This window comes from Streptomyces iranensis (assembly GCF_017874715.1).
Taxonomy (GTDB): domain Bacteria; phylum Actinomycetota; class Actinomycetes; order Streptomycetales; family Streptomycetaceae; genus Streptomyces; species Streptomyces iranensis.
Window position 1 is genome coordinate 483,569 of the sequence record NZ_JAGGLR010000002.1, and the last position, 17,422, is coordinate 500,990.

Sequence of the window (17,422 nt, forward strand, 5' to 3'; positions counted from 1 at the left end):
ATAAAGTTGACTTGAAAGGGAGGTAGTCGCGTGGTAGCGCGACGGGTTCAGCGCGTGGCCGCGCCGCTACGGTCCCAGGTGCTCGAACTGCTCCGTGAGGACATGCTGGCGTCGGAATTCGAACCAGGTGAACGGCTGGTCGAAGCGCGGTTGTGCGCGCGATACGAGGTCTCCCGGACAGTCATCCGCGAGGTTCTGCGGCAGCTCGAATCCGAGGGGCTCGTGACCACGGTGCCCAACCGTGGCCCGGTCGTCACCGAGTTGACGCCCTTCGACGTCAAGGCTCTCTTCGAGGTGCGGTGTGCCCTGGAGGGCTTGGCCGGGGCCCTCTTTGCCGAACGGGCCACAGCCGAGCAGCGCGAAGACCTGGGTGAGGTACTTCAGCGGATGTCGCGCACCTACGGTGAGGCCGACCTGGCCGAGCGGCTGGCGATGAAGGACGAGTTCTACACCATCCTCATCGCTGGGGCGGTGAATCCGGTCATCGATTCGACCCTGCGTGGCATCCACGCCCGAGTACAGATGCTGCGTGGGTTGTCCATGCAGGCTGAGGGACGTGCGCCGGAGACCATTCGGGAACTCACCGCCATCCACGACGCCGCGGCCGTGCGTGGTGATGCCGGCGCCGCTCGTGAGGCGTGCGAGGTCCACGTCCGCAATGCCGCGGCGACCACGCTCCGCGAACTCTCCGCCCGGCAGCTCGAGAATCAGTAACCCACCGTCGGCTGGGATACTTCTTCAGCCCTTGGAGGCCCGCGCGATCAGTCCCGCGCGGATCGGCTCCGACTGCGCGACGTCCGCGATCGTCAGTGCCATGGCCAGTCCGCCGTCGTGAACGAACCGGTCGCCGTCGGGGCCTGCCGCGGCGGCCGCGAAGGCGGCGGTGTGATTGCCTTCCTCGGTCGGAAGATCGAACGAAAGCATGGGGTGCAGCGCGGGGATCCGCAGTGAGACGTTGCCCATGTCGGTCGACCCGAACATCTTGTCGGGATAGTCGGGGAAAGTCCGGCCGATGGCCTTCGCGTTGGACTCGAAGATGGGGGCCAGGTCCTGGTCGTGGCGGAACTCACGGTAGATGGAGGGCAGGGAGGTGAACTCCACACCGGTCCCGGTGGCGATGGCTCCGGCATCGAAGCACCGTCGCACCCGCTCCCACACCTCGTCGACTTCGTCGATCGTGTCGCAGCGGATCATGCAGTCGACCACGGCGTGGTCCGCGATGACATTGACGGCCGACCCGGCTTCCTTCACGACGTGGTGCACCCTGATGCCGTCGCGCAGTTGCTGGCGCAGCAGGCCGATGGCGGTCTGGGCGACGATCGTCGCATCGGCGGCGTTCAGCGCACTCCACGGCCGCGAGGCATGCCCTCCACGACCCGTGTACGTAATGCGCCAGGACCGCGAGGCACGGAGCTGCGGGGTGACGACGTCCTTCAGCGAGGGGTGAACCATGATGGCCGCGTGGGTCCCGTCGAAGACGCCGCGGTTCACCATGATCTCCTTGCCGGTCCCGCTTTCCTCGGCGGGTGTGCCGAAGACCCGCACCGTCAGCCCGAGCTCGTCGGCGAACGGGGCCAGCGCCAGCGCCGCACCCACCGCCGACGCGGCGATGACGTTGTGACCACAGCCGTGACCGATGTCGGGGAGGGCGTCCATCTCCGCGCAGACGCCGAACACCAGGTCACCGGATCCGGCCGACGCCACGAACGCCGTTGGCAGGTCGGCCACCCCTTTCTCGACCGTGAACTCACCGCTGTTCTCAAGAGCCGCGACGATCGCCGCCGACGTCTCGTACTCCTCGAAAGCCAGCTCAGGATTGGCGTTGATCCTGTGCGAGAGCTCGGTGACCAGGTCCAGGTTCTTCTCGTACTCGCGCTTGACGCGTCCCTTGGTGTCCGTCATGGTCGCACCTTCCTTCCGGGGGTTGAGGGGTGTTGCCGTTTGCTCCGGCGGTGACGGGGACGTCCCGCGTCACTTCTCCGCTTCGGTGAGCACGTGGTCGACGACCTGGGCATGCGTGGCGAACCAGACGCCCTGGTGCGAGGCGATGTGGTCGAGCAGCTCGGTGAGGACGGCGATCCGCGAGCGATGGCCAATGCAGTGGGGGTGCATGGTGAGCTGAAAGATCCCGCCGTCGGCGTAGGCGGCGTCGAACTCGTCACGCCAGATCGTCAGCACCCCGCGCGGCGGCGTGTACGGCCGCAGCGAGGTGAACCGGTCCATCGTGAAGTACGCCAAGTCGTCGCGGATCCACTCGGGGGGCAGCTCGACGATGCCGGTCGGCTCGCCATCGGCCACGATCTCGTAGCAGTCGTCGTCGGCCATCAAGGACGAGTCGTATTTCAGGCCCAGCTCGCGGGTGATCTCCAGCGTGTGGGGCGAGAAGTCCCATGACGGGGTGCGGATGCCGACCGGCCGCGTCCCGGCGAGATTCTCCAGCGTCTCCATCGCGCGGAACGCGAGGTCGCGCTCCGCTTCGGGTGGCAGCTGAGTATTGCGCTCGTGTATCCAGCCGTGCAGCGCGACCTCGTGTCCGGCATCCACATAGGACTTGACTTCGCCTTCGTGGAGCAGGGCGGAGACGGCGGGCACGAAGAACGACGACGGCGCGTTGAAGCGTTCAAGCAGTTTCAGGATCCTCGGTACACCGACGCGGGCGCCGTATTCGCCTTGCGCGAGCTTGCCCGGGAGGGTTTCGCCATCGCGCAGCGCGGGCGTCTCATGGTCGGAGTCGAACGACAGGGTCACGGCCACCTGGGCACCACCCGGCCACGACTTGGGCCGCAGCCGGCGCCCGGCGCGCACGCGTCCGACGTGCCCACGCCAGGTCGGCTCATCCCACTGCCACGGCTGCTGTTCGGTCATGCTTCCTCCAAGGAGATCTACGTCGAATGTCGCCAGTGGCGCGAAAGGCACTCCGCCGGGCGGTACGCCTAGGCGTCGGCGTCCGGCTCGGCAGCCACCCGGCGCCGCACGTGTCCGTCCTCGTCCACCACGATGGACGGATCCAACTCCCGCGATGCCTCGGCGAACCGGGCGAGGATCGAGGCCGCTGCCCCGGGCCCCGGAATGATCGGCTGACTGTCCGCGTCGAGTTCGATGGGGTCCAGGCGAAGCTCGGGCCCCTCGGACCCGCCCAGCCGCACCCGGAACACCGCGCTCTCGTACCAAGGCCCCTTCAGCAAGGCCGGCCGATAGGGAGCGGAGGGATGAGCGTCTTCCTTCGCGACCATCGAGTCCGGGCTCCACCCGTCGCACCAGTCGAAGACGAAGTTCCCGGTCGAATAGAGGATCAGGCCGTCTTCGTAGAACTCGACCGGATGGAGGCAGTGCGGGTGGTGCCCGATGATGAGGTCCGCTCCGGCGTGGATCAAGCGCCGCGCCAAGGGCTGCTGGTACTGCGCCAGCGGCCCTTGCGCCGTCGGCAGGTAGCAGAACGGAACGCCCCAGTGCAGCGCGACAACCACGAAGTCGTTGCGCTTCTTGGCCTCGCGAATCAGAGCCTCGGCCGCTCGAACGTCCGGCTCGTGCGCGCTCGAGTGCACGAAGGGAGGCGTACCGGGTGTCTCGTCCATGAAACCGCTGTCGAACTCGAAGCTCTGGCGCACCCGGATCGCTCCGATGCCCGGCCGGTCGGCAGTGGCGTTGGCGCCCAGTGGGAGCGCGGAGCAGAAGCTGAAAAAGGCCAGACTGCTCTCGCCGAGGGACACCACACGGGGACGAGTCGCCTCGGAGATCGATTCGCCGAAGCCGGCGTGCAGGACTCCGGCGGCATCCAGTGCCCGCACCGTGTCGCGCATGCCCTCGGCGCCATAGTCCATGGCGTGGTTCATGGCCAGGGACATGACGTCGAAGCCGAGAGCGGCCAGTTCCGCCGCGCCCGACATCGGAGCGCGCATCGCGACCAGTTTCTCGGCACGCTGCCCGGACGCGGTGAGCGGTACCTCGAGGTTGCCGATCGTCAGATCACCGCCCTGGAGCAGCCCGAAGGCCGAGTCGCCCGGTCGGGCAGGATCCCGGACCGGGCGCCGCGGCAACCCCGAGACGACGACATCTCCTACGACGTTGAGATCCATGGAGCTCCGTTCGTTCCACATTGCGACACATCGTGTCGCAATGTAATCCAGTTCGAGTGTATCCGTAAAGCGGAAGGTGTCGATCGGGCAGGTGCGCGCCGGGCCGATGCGCGCCGAAACGAGGTCACACCGGGTGGTAAGGTCTTTGCCTTATGCGCATAGAAGAGGGCGACAAGGACGCCTCCGGCCAGGACAAACGGAGCGCCGGCGTCCGATCGATGAACAGCGTGCTGAGCACACTCCGCGTCTTCGAAGAAGTCGCCCTACGACAGCCGATCGGCGTCTCGGAGCTGTCCCGCGAGACACGCATTCCGAAGAGCTCGGTACAGCGATGCCTGGTGACACTCCAGCAGGCAGGCTGGCTACGAGTCGTCGACCCCGAGCACGCGCGATGGGGTGTCACGATGAAAGCTCTCGCCCTCGGACTGCGGGGCGCCGGGGAGCAGGACCTCCGAGAGGTGGCGGGGCCCGTCATCAAGCGTCTCGCGGCCGAGACGGACGAGACCGTCCACCTCGGCCTCCGCGACGGTGAGGATTACGTCGTCGTCGCGAGAGAAGACAGCACACACGTCGTTCGAGTGTTTCTCGACATTGGCACGCGCCTGCCGCTTCAAGCCACCTCGGCGGGAGTCGCCATCATGGCGCACCTCGGGGCCGCGGAGGTCGATCAACTGCTGCGGCGCGAACTTCAGGAGTTCGCGGAGTCCCCCATGCCGGACGCGGATGAACTCCGGCAGGAGATCGCCCGGACCGCCGAACGCGGATACGCGCTCAACATCTCGTCGTCGTGGTACCGCCCGCATGTCTCCTCGATCGCCGCGGTTGTCACGAACCCGGCCGAACGACCCATCGCGGCGCTCACGCTCTCCATGCCGGAGATCCGCTATGACAGCGCACGGGAGAAGGATCTGGCGCAACTGGTCATCGCGGCAGCGGATGAGATCAGCCGACTGATCTCATCCGCCTGACAGCCTCGGCAGCGGCCACGAGCGGAGTGGTCCGGTGGTGGTCCTATTCGGCTACCACTCGGGCCACGAGTTCGGCCGTGCCCTCAGGCGACTCGCGGTGAAAGTGATGACTGCCCAAGTCGACGGGCACGATGCGGACGCGATCGCCGTAGCGGTCGATCGCCTCTTGCGTGAGGATCTCACGCACCGCGAATACGGTGATCGGCTGCTTCACCTCGCGCAGCACGTCATCCATGTGCCAGCGCACCAGGCCCTCGAGTGACGCCAAGCCCGCGGGCTGCCGCACGGACACCATCTTCTCGAAGTACGCGTCTTTCAACGCCGGATCGGTGCCGGCAGGTGAACCCGCCTCGACCATGCCCCGCACCCCCGCGGGGAAGTCTTCGCCGAACGACCGCAGCATCGCCTGGATCTGGCTCTCGTCTTGTACGGGAAACAGGGAGAGATAGTGCAAGGCGTCGAGCGCGACCACGTGCGAGACCACATCGGGCAGGAGCCGGCCGGCTTCAACGGCCACCGCGCCGCCGAGCGAGTGCCCGACCACGACGCAGCTGTCCACCCGCTCGGCCTCCACCACCGCCGCCACGTCGCGGGCGAACTCTTCCATCGTCCAGACATCTCGTGCGGACCGCGACTCACCGTGCTCGGCGAGATCGACCGCAAGGACGCGGTAGTGCTCGGGGAGGAAGGCCGTCACCTCGCCGAAGTCATCACGGTCGCATCCCCAGCCGTGGACGAAGACCACTGCCGGTCCGTCGGCCGGACCACTGATCGTGTACCGGATCGTCGTGTCACTCGAACGCTGGACTACACGCGTCGTCGTCCCACTTGCATTGGACATCGCAGGCTCCTTGTGCCGCATCGTGATTCACTGTATCGCATCATGGTTCATGTGGAGCCCGGCTGCCCAGGCTGACCGCCGAGGAAGTGAGCCGTACGACTGCCACACGGCATCTTGACAGACAAGATTACCGTAATACGATACTCCAGTCTAAGGCCATGGTGGACCGGCCGGGCAAGCGAAGGAACACAGCAAGCCCGGGGTCCCGAGCTCCTCATGGCTACGCATCGGTGGCCGGGTAACGAGCCATCCGAAGTCGTGGAACACGACGTCGCGGCACTCATCAGCCCTATCCGGGCTGCCTTCCTCATCTCGAGTCAAAGGAAAAGCCGTGTCAGCAGAAAACCAACTGGCAGTGATCGGAAGCGAAGGCAGCGACTCGCCGACGACCAGAACAACCCTGAAGCAGAAGAAATCGATCTTCGCCGGATCGATCGGGAACGCGATCGAGTACGTGGACTGGGGAATATACGCGTCCCTGGCTCCGGTCTTCGCGAGTCAGTTCTTCCCCGAAGGTGAGTCCGGCGCCGCGTTCCTGTCCACGCTGGCGATCTTCGCCGTGGGATTTCTCGTACGTCCGCTCGGTGGCATCGTCCTGGGCGCCTATGCCGACCGTCATGGCCGCAAGAAGGCCTTGACGCTGACCGTCGGCATGATGTCGGCCGGTGGATTCGCCATCGCCATGTGCCCCACCTACGAGAGCATCGGAGTGTTCTCGCCGCTGGTGCTGCTGGTCGCCAGGCTCGTGCAGGCGTTCTCCGCGGGCGGCGAGTGGCCGAGTTCCGTGTCGTACATCGTCGAGAACGCGGCGCGCGGAAGGCGAGCGTTCGCGGGGTCCTTTCAGCAGGTGTCGACAGGGGTCGGCATATTGCTTGCCTCCTTGCTCGCGCTCACCATGACCTCGATTCTCGACGACGAGCAGATGCAAACGTACGGATGGCGGATCGCGTTCGCGATCGCGGCTGCTCTGGGCCTGGTGGTCCTGTGGTTGCGGGTCCGCACGGAAGAAACCGAGCACTTCGACAACGCTAAATCATCCAGTGATTCGAGCAATCCGGTGAAGACGCTCTTCGCCGAACATAAGCTCAGCCTGCTTCGCGTCGTCGGAATCACGATACCCGGCACCATCATCTACTATCTGTGGATCACCAACATGCCTGGCTATGCCAGCACCATGACCGGCCTCGACCTGGACAAGGCACTTCTCGCGAACTCCCTCGCGGTTGTCGTCTTCACCCTGTTGCTGCCGCTCGGTGGACTGCTGTCGGATCGCCTCGGCAGGCGCCCCACCTTCATGTTCTTCCTGGTGGGCTTCGCGCTGTACTCATGGCCCGCCTACCGCTTGCTCGACGGTGGCGGCTTCTGGACCTTCCTGCTGGTCGAACTCATCGGGGCGATCCTGCTCGTGGGCAACTCGGCGAACGTGGCGGCCATTTACGCCGAGCTGTTCCCGACCTCGGTGCGCACGACCGGAACCGGGCTTCCCTACGCGTCGGCCGTCGCCCTGTTCGGCGGCACCGCACCCTACTTCACTTCCTGGCTGACCAGCATTGGTCACCAGGACAAAATCTGGATCTACATCGTGGTCGCGACGATAATCGGCATGGTCACGATCCTGACCATGCCCGACGGCGCGAAGAAGGAACAACTCGACTGATGAGTTGGACAACCCGAAGGAGCATGCATGCCGACCGAACAAGAGCCCTGGCAGTGGGACGAGGACACGTGGCGGGGACACGCTGAGCGCGTCCGCGCGGGCCGCGACCTGACACCGCGGACATGGCCGGGCGGTGCCCGCATGGCCGTGGCCCTCTCATTCGACCCCGACCACGAGACAATCCCGCTCCGCGACGGGGAAACGTCCGCCGGAGCGATGGCCAGGGGTGAGTTCGGGTCGCGCGTGGGAGCTCGCCGGATTCTGCGACTGCTCGACGAGTTCCGGATCCCTGCCACGTTCTTCATCCCCGCGGTGTCCGCGCTGCTGCATCCGCGGGAAGCCAAGGATTACGCCGCGGCGGGACACGAGATCGGCGCGCACGGGTGGATCCACGAACGGAACGCGCTACTGAGTCCGAAGGACGAGCGTGAGCTCACCCATCGCAGTGTGGATGTCCTGGAGGGCCTTTCCGGTCAGCGCCCGGTCGGGATCAGGACACCGAGTGCCGACTTCTCCGACTCGACCATCGAGATCATGCAGGAACTGGCGTTCAGGTACGACTCGTCCCTCATGGCCGACGACATGCCATATGAGATCCTCTCAAATGGGCGGCCCACCGGCATCGTGGAATTGCCCATGGAGTGGATTCGCGATGATGCGCCGTATTTCACGATGACGCGTTACGGACCCTACCGTCCCTATACCTCGCCACGCACCTGGGTCGAGATCATGAAGGACGAGTTCGACTCCGCCTATGCCGACGGGGCGGTCTTCCAGCTGATCTGCCATCCGCATATCATCGGCCACCGCTCGCGGATGTTCGCCCTGCGTCAACTCGTCGAGCACATACAAGCGCATGAGGGCGTGTGGTTCGCGACGCACGCGGATATCGCCGACCACGTATGGCGCAGCCCTCGGCGGGAGGGAGCGCACCGCGCGGTCTGACCGGCGGATACCACTGCGGGATCCAGCGGACGGTGTCAGGCGGTGGGGTACGGTTCGCGTGCTCGGTCCAGGGTCCGTCGGGCGCGTTCCAGTACCGGTTTGTCGACCATCTGTCCGTCCACCGTGGTGACGGAGTCACCGGCGTCCAGCACCGCACGGGCCCACCGCAGCTCCTCCGCCGAAGGGGCGAACCCCTCGGCCACGAGCCCCGGTTGGGCGGGATGGACGCAGAGCTTTCCGGTGAAGCCCAGGCGCCGGGCGTGGGCGGTGTCGGTACGCAGCGCTTCCGCGTCGCGTACGGCGGTGGTGACGCCGTCGACGGGTGGGGCGATACCGGCCGCGGCCGAGGCGAGGACCAGCCTGGAGCGGGCGAAGGTCAGCGCTGTGTGGTCGTCGGGGGCCACTCCGAGTTGTGCGGCGAGGTCGATGTTGCCGAACGCGGCGCGTATGACACCGGGTGTGGCGCATACGGCGTGAGCGTGTTCGAGGCCGAGTGCTGTTTCGATGAGCGGGACCAGAGCGCACCGTCCGGCAACGCGTGCGGCGAGGCCCGCGAGGGCGACGGGATCCTCGGCCTTGGGCACCATGACCGGACTGCCGTGCTCTGCCGCCATCCGTAGGTCTGTCTCGGCCCAGGTGGTGCCGGGCGGGTTGATCCGTACGATCGCGTGGTTGCCGTGGGCGAGCCAGTCGGCGGCGTTGTCGCGGGCACGGTCCTTGTCCGGTGCCGCGACCGCGTCCTCCAGGTCCACGATGACGAGATCGGCGCCGGAGGCGGCGGCCTTGTCGAAGCGATCGGGCCGGTCCCCCGGCACGAAGAGGAGACTTCTGGCGATGGCGATCCGCTCGGCGAGGGTGCTCATGCGAAGGTCACCTCCGCCGTGGCGTGCTGGTCCTCCCGGTGGGTGGCGACGCGCAGTTGGGCGCGATCGTCAGCGGGAACACCGCAGGCCGCGAGGTGTTCGCCGGAGAACACCGGCCGCCGCAGCCGGTAGGACAGGGAGCGCACCCGGGCTTCCGGGGAGTGGCGGCGAGGCAGTTCGAGCATGAGCAGAGCCAGGAGAGGGCCGTGGACCACGAGCCCGGGGTAGCCCTCCGCGCGCTGGACGTACGGCGTGTCGTAGTGGATGCGGTGGGCGTTCGCCGTGAGGGCGCTGAAGCGGAAGAGCAGCGCGGGATCGGGCCGCAGCTGGAGCTGCCACGGGTCGGCGGGGCGGGGGACGGCGGACTCGCTCAAGGCGACCGGATGCTGTCCAGCGCTGCGCCCGGACCGGTAGACGATGTCCTGCTCCTCGACGAGGCGGACGCGACCGCGCTGGCGGAACTCGCGCCGCTCGGTGACGAAGAGCATCTCCCCGGTGCGGCCCTCTTTCACGGTGATCGAGCCGAGGCTGCTGACGCGTTCGGCGGGCTCGCCGAGTCGGAGCGGCTCGGTGATCTCGCACCGCCCGCCGGCCCACATGCGCTGCCGGCCGGGGAGAGGCGGCAGGAAGTGCCCGTGCGACGGATGGCCGTCGGCTCCCAGATCGCGCTGGGCGGGCCAGGTGAGGAAGTAGAACCAGTGCCACAGTGGAGGGATCGGGTCACCGGCCTCGGCGGCTGTGCCCGGCAGGTCCAGCAGTGCCGAGAAGGCTTCCACCGGGCCGGTGGGCAGGGGGTCCTCGGCCATGATCGGTCCTGGGGTCCACGACTCCACGTAGGACTTGAGCGGGGGCGGGGTGGCTGGCATGGTCTGTATGTCCTTGAGGTCCGGTGGCTGCGGGGTCCCGGCCGGTGCCGGAAGAGCGGCGCGGTCTTCGGTGGCGGCCGCGCCGCGGGATCGGCCCGATCCACCACCATCATGGGGTTTGATGAGGCGGACGGGGTAATAGAAAGAGTTGATCTCTCCATGCGCAGCGCGCATGAGGGATCGCGCTGCCGCCGGTACACCAGTCGTCGAGGTCAGGGGTGGCTGAGCAGATGCGCGAGATCACTCGGGCCCGGCCGGAGCCTCGGCTCCCCGCAACCGCGCGGAGGGCCATCTGCCCTGGGTGACCGCCGAGTTGACCTGATGGACCAGCTCTTGTGCGACGACCTCCACGCCGGGAGGGGTGCGTCCGGCCCTCGGAGTGACGAGGACGATGGAGCGCCACACGTCGGGCTCGGTCAGCGGCGCGGCGCTCAGGGTGCCCTGCGCCACGTCCTCGGCGATGCCGATACCGGGCAGGACGGTCCAGCCGTGCCCGGCCAGAACGAGCCGCTTCTGCACGCGCATGGAGTTGGTCTGCACGACGACGTCCATGGCGGATTCGGCACGCGTGGCTGCCGCGTCGATCAGACTGCGCAGCGCATGGCCCGCGGTCGGCATGACCAGTGGGTGCTCGGCCGCCTCCGTGAAGCGGACAGGGCGGTCGGCGCGCAGGCCGGCAGCTGCCGGCGCGACGGCCCACAGACGCTCACACGCCAGGGGACGAGCGTTGAGGGAGGGTGTGCTGTTCAGGTTGTAGAGCAGGGTGAGGTCGAGGTCGCCGTCGTCCAGCCACTGCTGGAGATGTCCGGAGTAGGCGGTCATCAGCCGGAGTTCGATGCCGGGGTGGTCGCGGGCGATCGCCGTCACCAGTGGCTCGGCGAGCAGGTCGCTGGTGCTCTCCAGCAGGCCGACAGTGACGATGCCGGCCACCTTGCCGGGGGTTGGCCGCACCTCGGCGCGGGCCCGCTCCAGCTCGTTCAGGGCGCGCCGCGCCCGGTCGACCATGATCGCCCCTGCTCCGGTGGGGCGCATGCCCTGCCCGGTCCGCTCGAAGAGCTCGACACCGAGCTCCTGCTCCAGGGTGCGGATCTGCCGGGTGACGGCGGGCTGCACCAGATGGAGCAGCTCTGCGGCGCGCGTGACACTGCCCACCTCGGCCACCGTGACGATCGCCTTGAGCTGTTTGACGTCCAAGGTGTCCTCCTTCCCGCACCCTCCGCGGCATCCGAGGAACGCATGTGGGTATCACGAGATTCTATTTCACCCTTCGGTCAATGCGTGTTCATGATGGTACTCCCGGTGCCGGACCTGCACCCCCTTGGAGGCCACCCCATGACCGAACACTCGGAACGTCTGCCGCTCTCCGGTATCACCGTCGTCAGTCTCGAGCAGGCGGTGGCCGCTCCCTTCGCCACCCGCCAGCTGGCGGATCTCGGCGCGCGGGTCATCAAGGTGGAGCGTCCGGGCGGCGGTGACTTCGCCCGCCGGTACGACACCACTGTGCATGGGCAGTCCAGCTATTTCGTCTGGCTCAACCGCTCCAAGGAATCCATGACGCTCGATCTGAAGTCGAACGCGGGCAGAACGATCCTGGAGCGACTGCTCGGCCGGGCGGACGTGTTCGTGCAGAACCTGGCCCCGGGGGCGGTCGGCCGGATGGGGCTCGGCACCGAGGCCCTGGCAGAGCGCTTCCCCTCGCTGATCCCTTGTTCCATCTCCGGCTACGGGGCCGACGGCCCATGGGCCGACCGCAAGGCGTACGACCTGCTGGTGCAGTGCCAGACCGGCCTGGTCTCGCTCACCGGCAATGAGCACGGTTCCGCCCGTGTCGGCGTGTCGATCGCGGACATCGCCGCCGGTATGTACGCCTACTCGGGCATCCTCACCGCTCTGTTCACCCGCGCGACCACCGGAATCGCGCGAGCCGTGGAGGTCTCCTTGTTCGAGGCTCTGGCCGAGTGGGTCAGCCAGCCCGCCTACTACACCCGCCACGGCGGCACCCAGCCCCCGCGTATCGGCACCCAGCACGCCACCATCGCCCCCTATGGTGCCTACGCCTGCGCCGACGGCAAGGAAGTCCTGTTCACGGTGCAGAACGAGCGCGAATGGACCGCCCTGTGCGAGCTCCTTGAGCGTCCCGGCCTCATCGAGGACGAGCGCTTCGCCACCACTTCCGACCGGGTGGCTCACCGCACGGAGCTGAACGAGATCGTGGCCGCCCGCCTCGGAGAACTCGACAGCGGAACAGCGATGGACCTGCTGGACCGGGCGGGTCTGGCCAATGCCGGAGTCAACGACATCGAGGAGTTCCTGGCCCACCCGGTGCTCGGGGCCCGCGGTCGTTGGCGGAATGTGCGGATCCCCGGCGGCTCAACAGTGCCCGCGCTGCTGCCACCGGTAGACCTCGCGGGCATGGCCCCGCGCATGGACGTCGTCCCGGCCGCTGGAGAACACACCAGCGGCATCCTGGCCGAGCTGGGGTACAGCGCGGCCGACATCGACAGTCTCAGTACCGAGCACGCCATCGAACGGCCCGAGGCGGCAACGGCATCCACGGCACCCCACGAGGAGCGTCAAGCATGAGCACACTCGACATCCTGTCCGAGGACGAGCGGTTCATCGTCAGCACCGTGCACGACTTCGTCGACAAGGAAGTGAAGCCCGTCGTCCAGGCGCTGGAGCACGCCAACGCCTATCCCGAAGCCCTCATCGAGCAGATGAAACAGCTCGGAATCTTCGGACTCGCCGTCCCGGAGGAGTACGGCGGTACCCCGGTCTCCACCCCTTGTTATGTGCTGATCACCGAAGAGCTGGCCCGTGGCTGGATGAGTCTGGCGGGCGCGATGGGAGGGCACACGGTCGTCGCCAAGCTGCTGCTGCGGTTCGGCACGGAGGAGCAGAAGCGGCGCTACCTGCCGAGGATGGCCACCGGTGAGATTCGAGCGACCATGGCGCTGACCGAGCCGGGCGGCGGCTCCGACCTCCAGGCGATGCGCACCGTCGCCCGGAGGGATGCGGACGGCTATCTGGTGAACGGTGCGAAGACGTGGATCACCAACTCCCGCCGGTCCCAGCTCATCGCCCTGCTGTGCAAGACCGACCCGGACGCGAGCCCCGCGCATACGGGCATCTCCATCCTGCTCGCCGAGCACGGCCCCGGTCTGACCGTCTCGCGTGACCTGCCCAAGCTCGGCTACAAGGGCGTGGAGAGCTGCGAGTTGTCCTTCGAGGACTACCGGGCGCCCGCGGATGCCGTGCTCGGCGGCGTGGAGGGCAAGGGCTTCGCGCACATGATGAAGGGCCTGGAGACCGGCCGCCTCCAGGTCGCCGCCCGCGCCCTCGGCGTAGGCCGGGCGGCATTCGAGGACGCGCTCGGCTACGCACGGGAACGCGAGTCGTTCGGCAAGCCGATCTGGCAGCACCAGTCCGTCGGCAACTACCTGGCCGACATGGCGACTTCACTGACCGCGGCGCGCCAGCTGACCCTCTACGCGGCCCGGGAGGCGGACGCCGGGCGCCGGGTGGACATGGAGGCCGGCATGGCGAAGCTCTTCGCTTCCGAGACGGCGATGCAGATCGCCCTGAACGCGGTCCGCATCCACGGGGGTTACGGCTACTCCACCGAGTTCGACGTCGAGCGCTACTTCCGTGACGCCCCGCTGATGATCGTCGGCGAGGGCACCAACGAGATCCAGCGCAATGTCATCGCAAGTCAGCTGGTCAAGCGTGGTGGTCTGGACGCATGAGGATGCGTTGGCGCCGAGCAGTACGTGGCTGTCCTGAGCCCGGCTCCGCCTACCGGCCCCCGTGGACCGAGTCCTCCTTGTCCGGGATGACACTGCCGTCCTGTCGGCGCACCGGACCCGGCGTGCCGTCGGGGTTGGTGTATCCGGTGGTGGAGCAGGGGTAGGCGGCTTCCTTGCGCGGCAGCGGCTCGATGAACATGGGGTTGATCAACCAGGTGCCGTCCGCGTTGTCGTAGGCCCGGCACATGATCTCGTTCTTGTTCCGGTTGAGGACCAGGCCCGCACCGGTGGCGTCGCCGACCATCGTCACATCGGTGTCGGCATCGCCCGCGCCGATCACCAGGCGCTTCTCAGGAGGCTGCTGCTTCCAGGCAGCGGGGCCGGTGACACCGAACACCCTCTCGTTGAGCCAGCATCGCTTGCCCTCGATGTACGGCATGACCGTGCCCTTGCTGTCGGGTTCACCACCGCACCCTTCCTGGGTGTAGGTGATGCGCCCCCGGCGGTCGAGCAGGTTGCGGATGGCGAGGGTGTGTTGGCGGTCGACGCCGACGCCGCCTGCCCAGGCGTTGGTGACCGGAGTGCTGCCGGCGGAATCCACCCACACCTCGAAGCCCGCTTTCTTCAGGACGCGGATCAGATCCTTGATCTGCGGGTTGTAGCGAGCGTAGGCGTGCAGGGTGTGGCTGCCGACCCGCTGTGTGGCGCCGACGGGCGCGGCCAGCGCCTCGGCCCGGGACTTCCGCGCGTAGGAGGTGACCTCGGCCTCGGTGTGGCCCGCGAACAGCTGGGGCACCCAGGCGTATTGGGGAAGAGTCCGGCGGCTGTTCCACTCTCCCGCGAATGCCTTGTGGCCGTTCATCAGGGTGGCCTCACTGCGGACGGAGAAGATCTCGTCCGTACAGGCGGTGTTGGTGGAAGTCGGCAGTGGCGCACCGACGGGCACGTCCGTGCCACACGCCTTGGTGAGTGTGCGGTCGGCTTCCTCGGTCAGCCAGGGACTGGTGTCGGACCAGCGCGCCGGTCGCAAGATCTTGTCGTGCTTGAGAGCCCAGGCGATGGCGAGGTCGGTGATGTCGTTCTTGGTGACGGTGTTGTCCCAGTCGAAGGCGGCGACTGGCCGCTTGCCATGGCTCATATGCGGGTTGCCGCACGTTCCGTGCTCGTCGATCACTCGCTGAAGCCGCGCCCTGTTGTCGCCGTACCACGCGAGCGAGGAGGAGAGACGGGGGCAGTGGGCTCGTCCGGCGGTGGTCTCCGCCGCGTACGTCGTTCCCGCTGGAACCAAGGACGTCAGTACGGCGACCGATGCCAGCCCGAGGGCGGCACCCAGGGAAGCGGTGCGCATGCGGTGACTCTCCTTCGCGTCGAGGACGGTGAGGACGAAACGTTCGTACGACGGACGGCAGGACGACTCGTACCGTACGCGCAACGATCACCCGGGTACACCTTTGGGCGGCGAGTCACCGTAGTGGCCGCGAGCGCGACTCGCCGGGCGCCCTGAAGCCCCACGAACTCGGTCGCCGCCACATCGCTGCACACCCCGCACCTGGTGACCCTGGACACCGGTCCATGGGGTGTCGCGCCTCGAAAGCGTCACCTGTTTGACGGGTTACGCAGCCTCGGATTAGCCTGCGACCGTCACCAGCCGTCCGCTGAGGGCCGTGTCACCCGGACACCCTGTTCACCCATGTCCTCGCCCGACCGTGGCGCATCGCCACGGCCGTATCGCGACATGGCCCTGACCAGCACTCTCATGAGGAACCCATGGAACTGAACGAGTACCTGTACTTCCTGCGCCGGGCGTTCGACGGCATGATCAGCGCACTGGAGGAACTGGGCGACGAGCTCGCCAACACCGCGCCCCCGCCGGCCGGGGCGAACAGCCCGTTCGCGGTCGCCTACCACTGCACGGGCGTGGCCGATTACTGGATCGGGCACATCATCGCCGGCAGGTCCGTGGACCGGGACCGGGCCTCGGAGTTCACCGCCGTCGGGACGGTCACCGATCTCAAGAGCACCGTGGACCCGCTGTTCGACCGTCTCCGCGACGACCTGCGGGAAGTCGACGCACAGGCGGCGCCCCGCAACGTACCGCCCGCCTCCTTCGAAGGCCCCGACCGCCCGCTGAGCTGTGCCGGCGTTCAGCTGCACGTGCTGGAGGAACTCGCCCAGCACCACGGACAGGTACAGATCACCCGGGACGTCCTCCTGAACGGAAACGTGCGATGACTCATATGACCCCCGCCCCGGGGGCCCCGGCCGCCGGCCATCGCCACGTCCCCGGCTTCGACGACCTCGACCGGGACTGGCTGCGCAACCGGGCCGGGGTGAAGTGGCACCGCGTGGATCAAACGGTCCTGCCCGCCTGGGTGGCCGACATGGACTACCCGATCCCCCGGGCCGTCGCAGAGGCTCTTCACGAGGCCGTCACCTACGGAGACCTGGGCTATCCCGACTGGCCCGACGGCAGCCCGCTGCGCGGGCTCTTCGCCGAGCGCATGACGTCCCGCTACGGCTGGGAGGCCGCTCCGTCCCGCGTCCGCGAACAAACAGACCTCATACAGTGCCTGCAGCTCCTGCTCCACCTGGCCACCTCCCCAGGGGACGCCGTCGCCGTCCAGACGCCGAACTATCCTCCGTTCCTGGCCACGCTGAAGACGATGCGACGTCCCGCCGTTCCGGTGCCCATGATCCAGACCGACCAGGGCTGGCGCATGGACTTCGCCGCGCTGGCCGACGGCGTGGCCCGCCACGGCTGCAAGGTGCTCCTGCTGGTCAACCCCCACAACCCCACCGGCCGGGTGATGACCCGTGACGAGCTCCAGGAGATCGCCGCCGTTGCCCGACGGCACGACATGCTGGTCATCAGCGACGAGATCCACTCCGAGCTGAGCCACGCCCCCCACCAGCACATCCCCTTCGCGTCCCTGTCGCCCGACGCCGCCGCACGGACGGTGACCATCACCTCCGCGACCAAGGCGTTCAACCTCGCCGGCCTGCGCTGCACCGTCACTCACTACGGCCCCGACCGGCTGCTGGCCACCCGCGACGCCCAGCCACCGGACCTCTACGGAACCGTCTCGACCCTCGGTGTCATCGGCACCCAAGCGGCCTGGCGGCACGGGGACCCCTGGCAGAAGGAGCTCCTGACCGTCCTGGACCGCAACCGCCACCGCGTCCACGACGTGCTGCGCGAGCGGGTGCCGGCGCTGCGCCACTGGCTTCCCGAAGCCACCTACCTTGCCTGGCTCGACGTCCGTCGGCTGCGGCTCACGGAGGATCCGGTCCAGTACGTGCTCCGCCGGGGCAAGGTGCTCCTCGACGGCGGGGAACCCTTCGGCCCGGAGTCCGGCGGATATCTGCGGCTCAACTTCGCCACCTCGGCGCGGGTGCTGGACGAGGTCCTCGACGGCGTCGTCACCGCGCTGGCCCCCCGCCAGGAGCGCTGAGGCCGCGG

At 67.7% G+C, this 17,422-nt stretch carries 16 protein-coding genes; 8 read left to right on the plus strand and 8 right to left on the minus strand.

Translation table 11 applies throughout. The annotated features are described in order from the left end of the window. The first annotated feature begins 78 nt into the window (after positions 1-78). Positions 79-714 carry a GntR family transcriptional regulator gene (locus J2Z30_RS05765; RefSeq protein WP_209468570.1) on the plus strand — a complete coding sequence of 212 codons (636 nt, stop codon included), beginning with the start codon at positions 79-81 and terminating at the stop codon, positions 712-714. A 24-nt stretch (positions 715-738) separates the two neighbouring features. Here J2Z30_RS05765 and J2Z30_RS05770 read toward each other — a convergent pair whose 3' ends face one another. The 3 genes from J2Z30_RS05770 to J2Z30_RS05780 form a co-directional block, all read right to left on the minus strand. Beyond that, positions 739-1,902, minus strand: a complete 1,164-nt coding sequence (locus tag J2Z30_RS05770; RefSeq protein ID WP_044578410.1) for a M20 family metallopeptidase — start codon at positions 1,900-1,902, stop codon at positions 739-741. A 69-nt stretch (positions 1,903-1,971) separates the two neighbouring features. Further along, complete coding sequence (locus tag J2Z30_RS05775) at positions 1,972-2,865, minus strand: polysaccharide deacetylase family protein (RefSeq protein ID WP_044578407.1); 894 nt, start codon at positions 2,863-2,865, stop codon at positions 1,972-1,974. Positions 2,866-2,933: 68 nt separating this feature from the next. Further along, positions 2,934-4,076 carry a CapA family protein gene (locus J2Z30_RS05780; RefSeq protein ID WP_209468571.1) on the minus strand — a complete coding sequence of 381 codons (1,143 nt, stop codon included), beginning with the start codon at positions 4,074-4,076 and terminating at the stop codon, positions 2,934-2,936. 152 nt (positions 4,077-4,228) lie between these two features. On the opposite strand from J2Z30_RS05780, the gene J2Z30_RS05785 reads away from it, so the two are divergent. Next, positions 4,229-5,044: an IclR family transcriptional regulator gene (locus J2Z30_RS05785; RefSeq protein WP_052701696.1), complete on the plus strand. Its 816-nt coding sequence runs from the start codon at positions 4,229-4,231 to the stop codon at positions 5,042-5,044. 43 nt (positions 5,045-5,087) lie between these two features. On the opposite strand, the gene J2Z30_RS05790 is transcribed toward J2Z30_RS05785, so the two are convergent. Further along, complete coding sequence (locus J2Z30_RS05790) at positions 5,088-5,885, minus strand: alpha/beta fold hydrolase (RefSeq protein ID WP_044578403.1); 798 nt, start codon at positions 5,883-5,885, stop codon at positions 5,088-5,090. 331 nt (positions 5,886-6,216) lie between these two features. Here J2Z30_RS05790 and J2Z30_RS05795 point away from each other — a divergent pair, with 331 nt between their 5' ends. Then, positions 6,217-7,542, plus strand: a complete 1,326-nt coding sequence (locus J2Z30_RS05795; protein WP_308279779.1) for an MFS transporter — start codon at positions 6,217-6,219, stop codon at positions 7,540-7,542. 27 nt (positions 7,543-7,569) lie between these two features. Continuing rightward, positions 7,570-8,487: a polysaccharide deacetylase family protein gene (locus tag J2Z30_RS05800; protein ID WP_044578400.1), complete on the plus strand. Its 918-nt coding sequence runs from the start codon at positions 7,570-7,572 to the stop codon at positions 8,485-8,487. Positions 8,488-8,522: 35 nt separating this feature from the next. Here J2Z30_RS05800 and J2Z30_RS05805 read toward each other — a convergent pair whose 3' ends face one another. The 3 genes from J2Z30_RS05805 to J2Z30_RS05815 form a co-directional block, all read right to left on the minus strand. Next, positions 8,523-9,350: an HpcH/HpaI aldolase/citrate lyase family protein gene (locus J2Z30_RS05805; protein ID WP_044578398.1), complete on the minus strand. Its 828-nt coding sequence runs from the start codon at positions 9,348-9,350 to the stop codon at positions 8,523-8,525. Then, positions 9,347-10,216: an HTD2 family dehydratase gene (locus tag J2Z30_RS05810; RefSeq protein WP_044578396.1), complete on the minus strand. Its 870-nt coding sequence runs from the start codon at positions 10,214-10,216 to the stop codon at positions 9,347-9,349. The genes J2Z30_RS05805 and J2Z30_RS05810 overlap by 4 nt, the downstream gene beginning before the upstream one ends. A gap of 240 nt (positions 10,217-10,456) precedes the next feature. Then, the gene (locus J2Z30_RS05815; RefSeq protein WP_044578394.1) at positions 10,457-11,410 is read right to left on the minus strand and encodes a LysR family transcriptional regulator; all 954 of its coding nucleotides are present in this window, start codon (positions 11,408-11,410) and stop codon (positions 10,457-10,459) included. 138 nt (positions 11,411-11,548) lie between these two features. Here J2Z30_RS05815 and J2Z30_RS05820 point away from each other — a divergent pair, with 138 nt between their 5' ends. After that, positions 11,549-12,799, plus strand: coding sequence for a CaiB/BaiF CoA transferase family protein (locus tag J2Z30_RS05820; RefSeq protein ID WP_044578391.1), 1,251 nt, complete (start codon positions 11,549-11,551; stop codon positions 12,797-12,799). Beyond that, positions 12,796-13,962, plus strand: a complete 1,167-nt coding sequence (locus J2Z30_RS05825) for an acyl-CoA dehydrogenase family protein (RefSeq protein WP_044578389.1) — start codon at positions 12,796-12,798, stop codon at positions 13,960-13,962. Before J2Z30_RS05820 ends, J2Z30_RS05825 begins: the two co-directional genes overlap by 4 nt. Positions 13,963-14,011: 49 nt before the next feature. Here J2Z30_RS05825 and J2Z30_RS05830 read toward each other — a convergent pair whose 3' ends face one another. Further along, the gene (locus J2Z30_RS05830) at positions 14,012-15,310 is read right to left on the minus strand and encodes an HAD family hydrolase (RefSeq protein WP_044578386.1); all 1,299 of its coding nucleotides are present in this window, start codon (positions 15,308-15,310) and stop codon (positions 14,012-14,014) included. 419 nt (positions 15,311-15,729) lie between these two features. Here J2Z30_RS05830 and J2Z30_RS05835 point away from each other — a divergent pair, with 419 nt between their 5' ends. Continuing rightward, positions 15,730-16,194: a DinB family protein gene (locus J2Z30_RS05835; RefSeq protein WP_044578384.1), complete on the plus strand. Its 465-nt coding sequence runs from the start codon at positions 15,730-15,732 to the stop codon at positions 16,192-16,194. Continuing rightward, positions 16,191-17,414, plus strand: a complete 1,224-nt coding sequence (locus J2Z30_RS05840) for a MalY/PatB family protein (protein ID WP_245387597.1) — start codon at positions 16,191-16,193, stop codon at positions 17,412-17,414. Before J2Z30_RS05835 ends, J2Z30_RS05840 begins: the two co-directional genes overlap by 4 nt. Positions 17,415-17,422: the final 8 nt, after the last annotated feature.

Coding starts and splice junctions, on each gene's coding strand:
- J2Z30_RS05770 (WP_044578410.1), bottom strand. CDS start 1,902: ATGACGGACACCAAGGGACGCGTCAAGCGCGAGTACGAGAAGAACCTG.
- J2Z30_RS05775 (WP_044578407.1), bottom strand. CDS start 2,865: ATGACCGAACAGCAGCCGTGGCAGTGGGATGAGCCGACCTGGCGTGGG.
- J2Z30_RS05780 (WP_209468571.1), bottom strand. CDS start 4,076: ATGGATCTCAACGTCGTAGGAGATGTCGTCGTCTCGGGGTTGCCGCGG.
- J2Z30_RS05785 (WP_052701696.1), top strand. CDS start 4,229: ATGCGCATAGAAGAGGGCGACAAGGACGCCTCCGGCCAGGACAAACGG.
- J2Z30_RS05790 (WP_044578403.1), bottom strand. CDS start 5,885: ATGTCCAATGCAAGTGGGACGACGACGCGTGTAGTCCAGCGTTCGAGT.
- J2Z30_RS05800 (WP_044578400.1), top strand. CDS start 7,570: ATGCCGACCGAACAAGAGCCCTGGCAGTGGGACGAGGACACGTGGCGG.
- J2Z30_RS05805 (WP_044578398.1), bottom strand. CDS start 9,350: ATGAGCACCCTCGCCGAGCGGATCGCCATCGCCAGAAGTCTCCTCTTC.
- J2Z30_RS05810 (WP_044578396.1), bottom strand. CDS start 10,216: ATGCCAGCCACCCCGCCCCCGCTCAAGTCCTACGTGGAGTCGTGGACC.
- J2Z30_RS05820 (WP_044578391.1), top strand. CDS start 11,549: ATGACCGAACACTCGGAACGTCTGCCGCTCTCCGGTATCACCGTCGTC.
- J2Z30_RS05825 (WP_044578389.1), top strand. CDS start 12,796: ATGAGCACACTCGACATCCTGTCCGAGGACGAGCGGTTCATCGTCAGC.
- J2Z30_RS05830 (WP_044578386.1), bottom strand. CDS start 15,310: ATGCGCACCGCTTCCCTGGGTGCCGCCCTCGGGCTGGCATCGGTCGCC.
- J2Z30_RS05835 (WP_044578384.1), top strand. CDS start 15,730: ATGGAACTGAACGAGTACCTGTACTTCCTGCGCCGGGCGTTCGACGGC.
- J2Z30_RS05840 (WP_245387597.1), top strand. CDS start 16,191: ATGACTCATATGACCCCCGCCCCGGGGGCCCCGGCCGCCGGCCATCGC.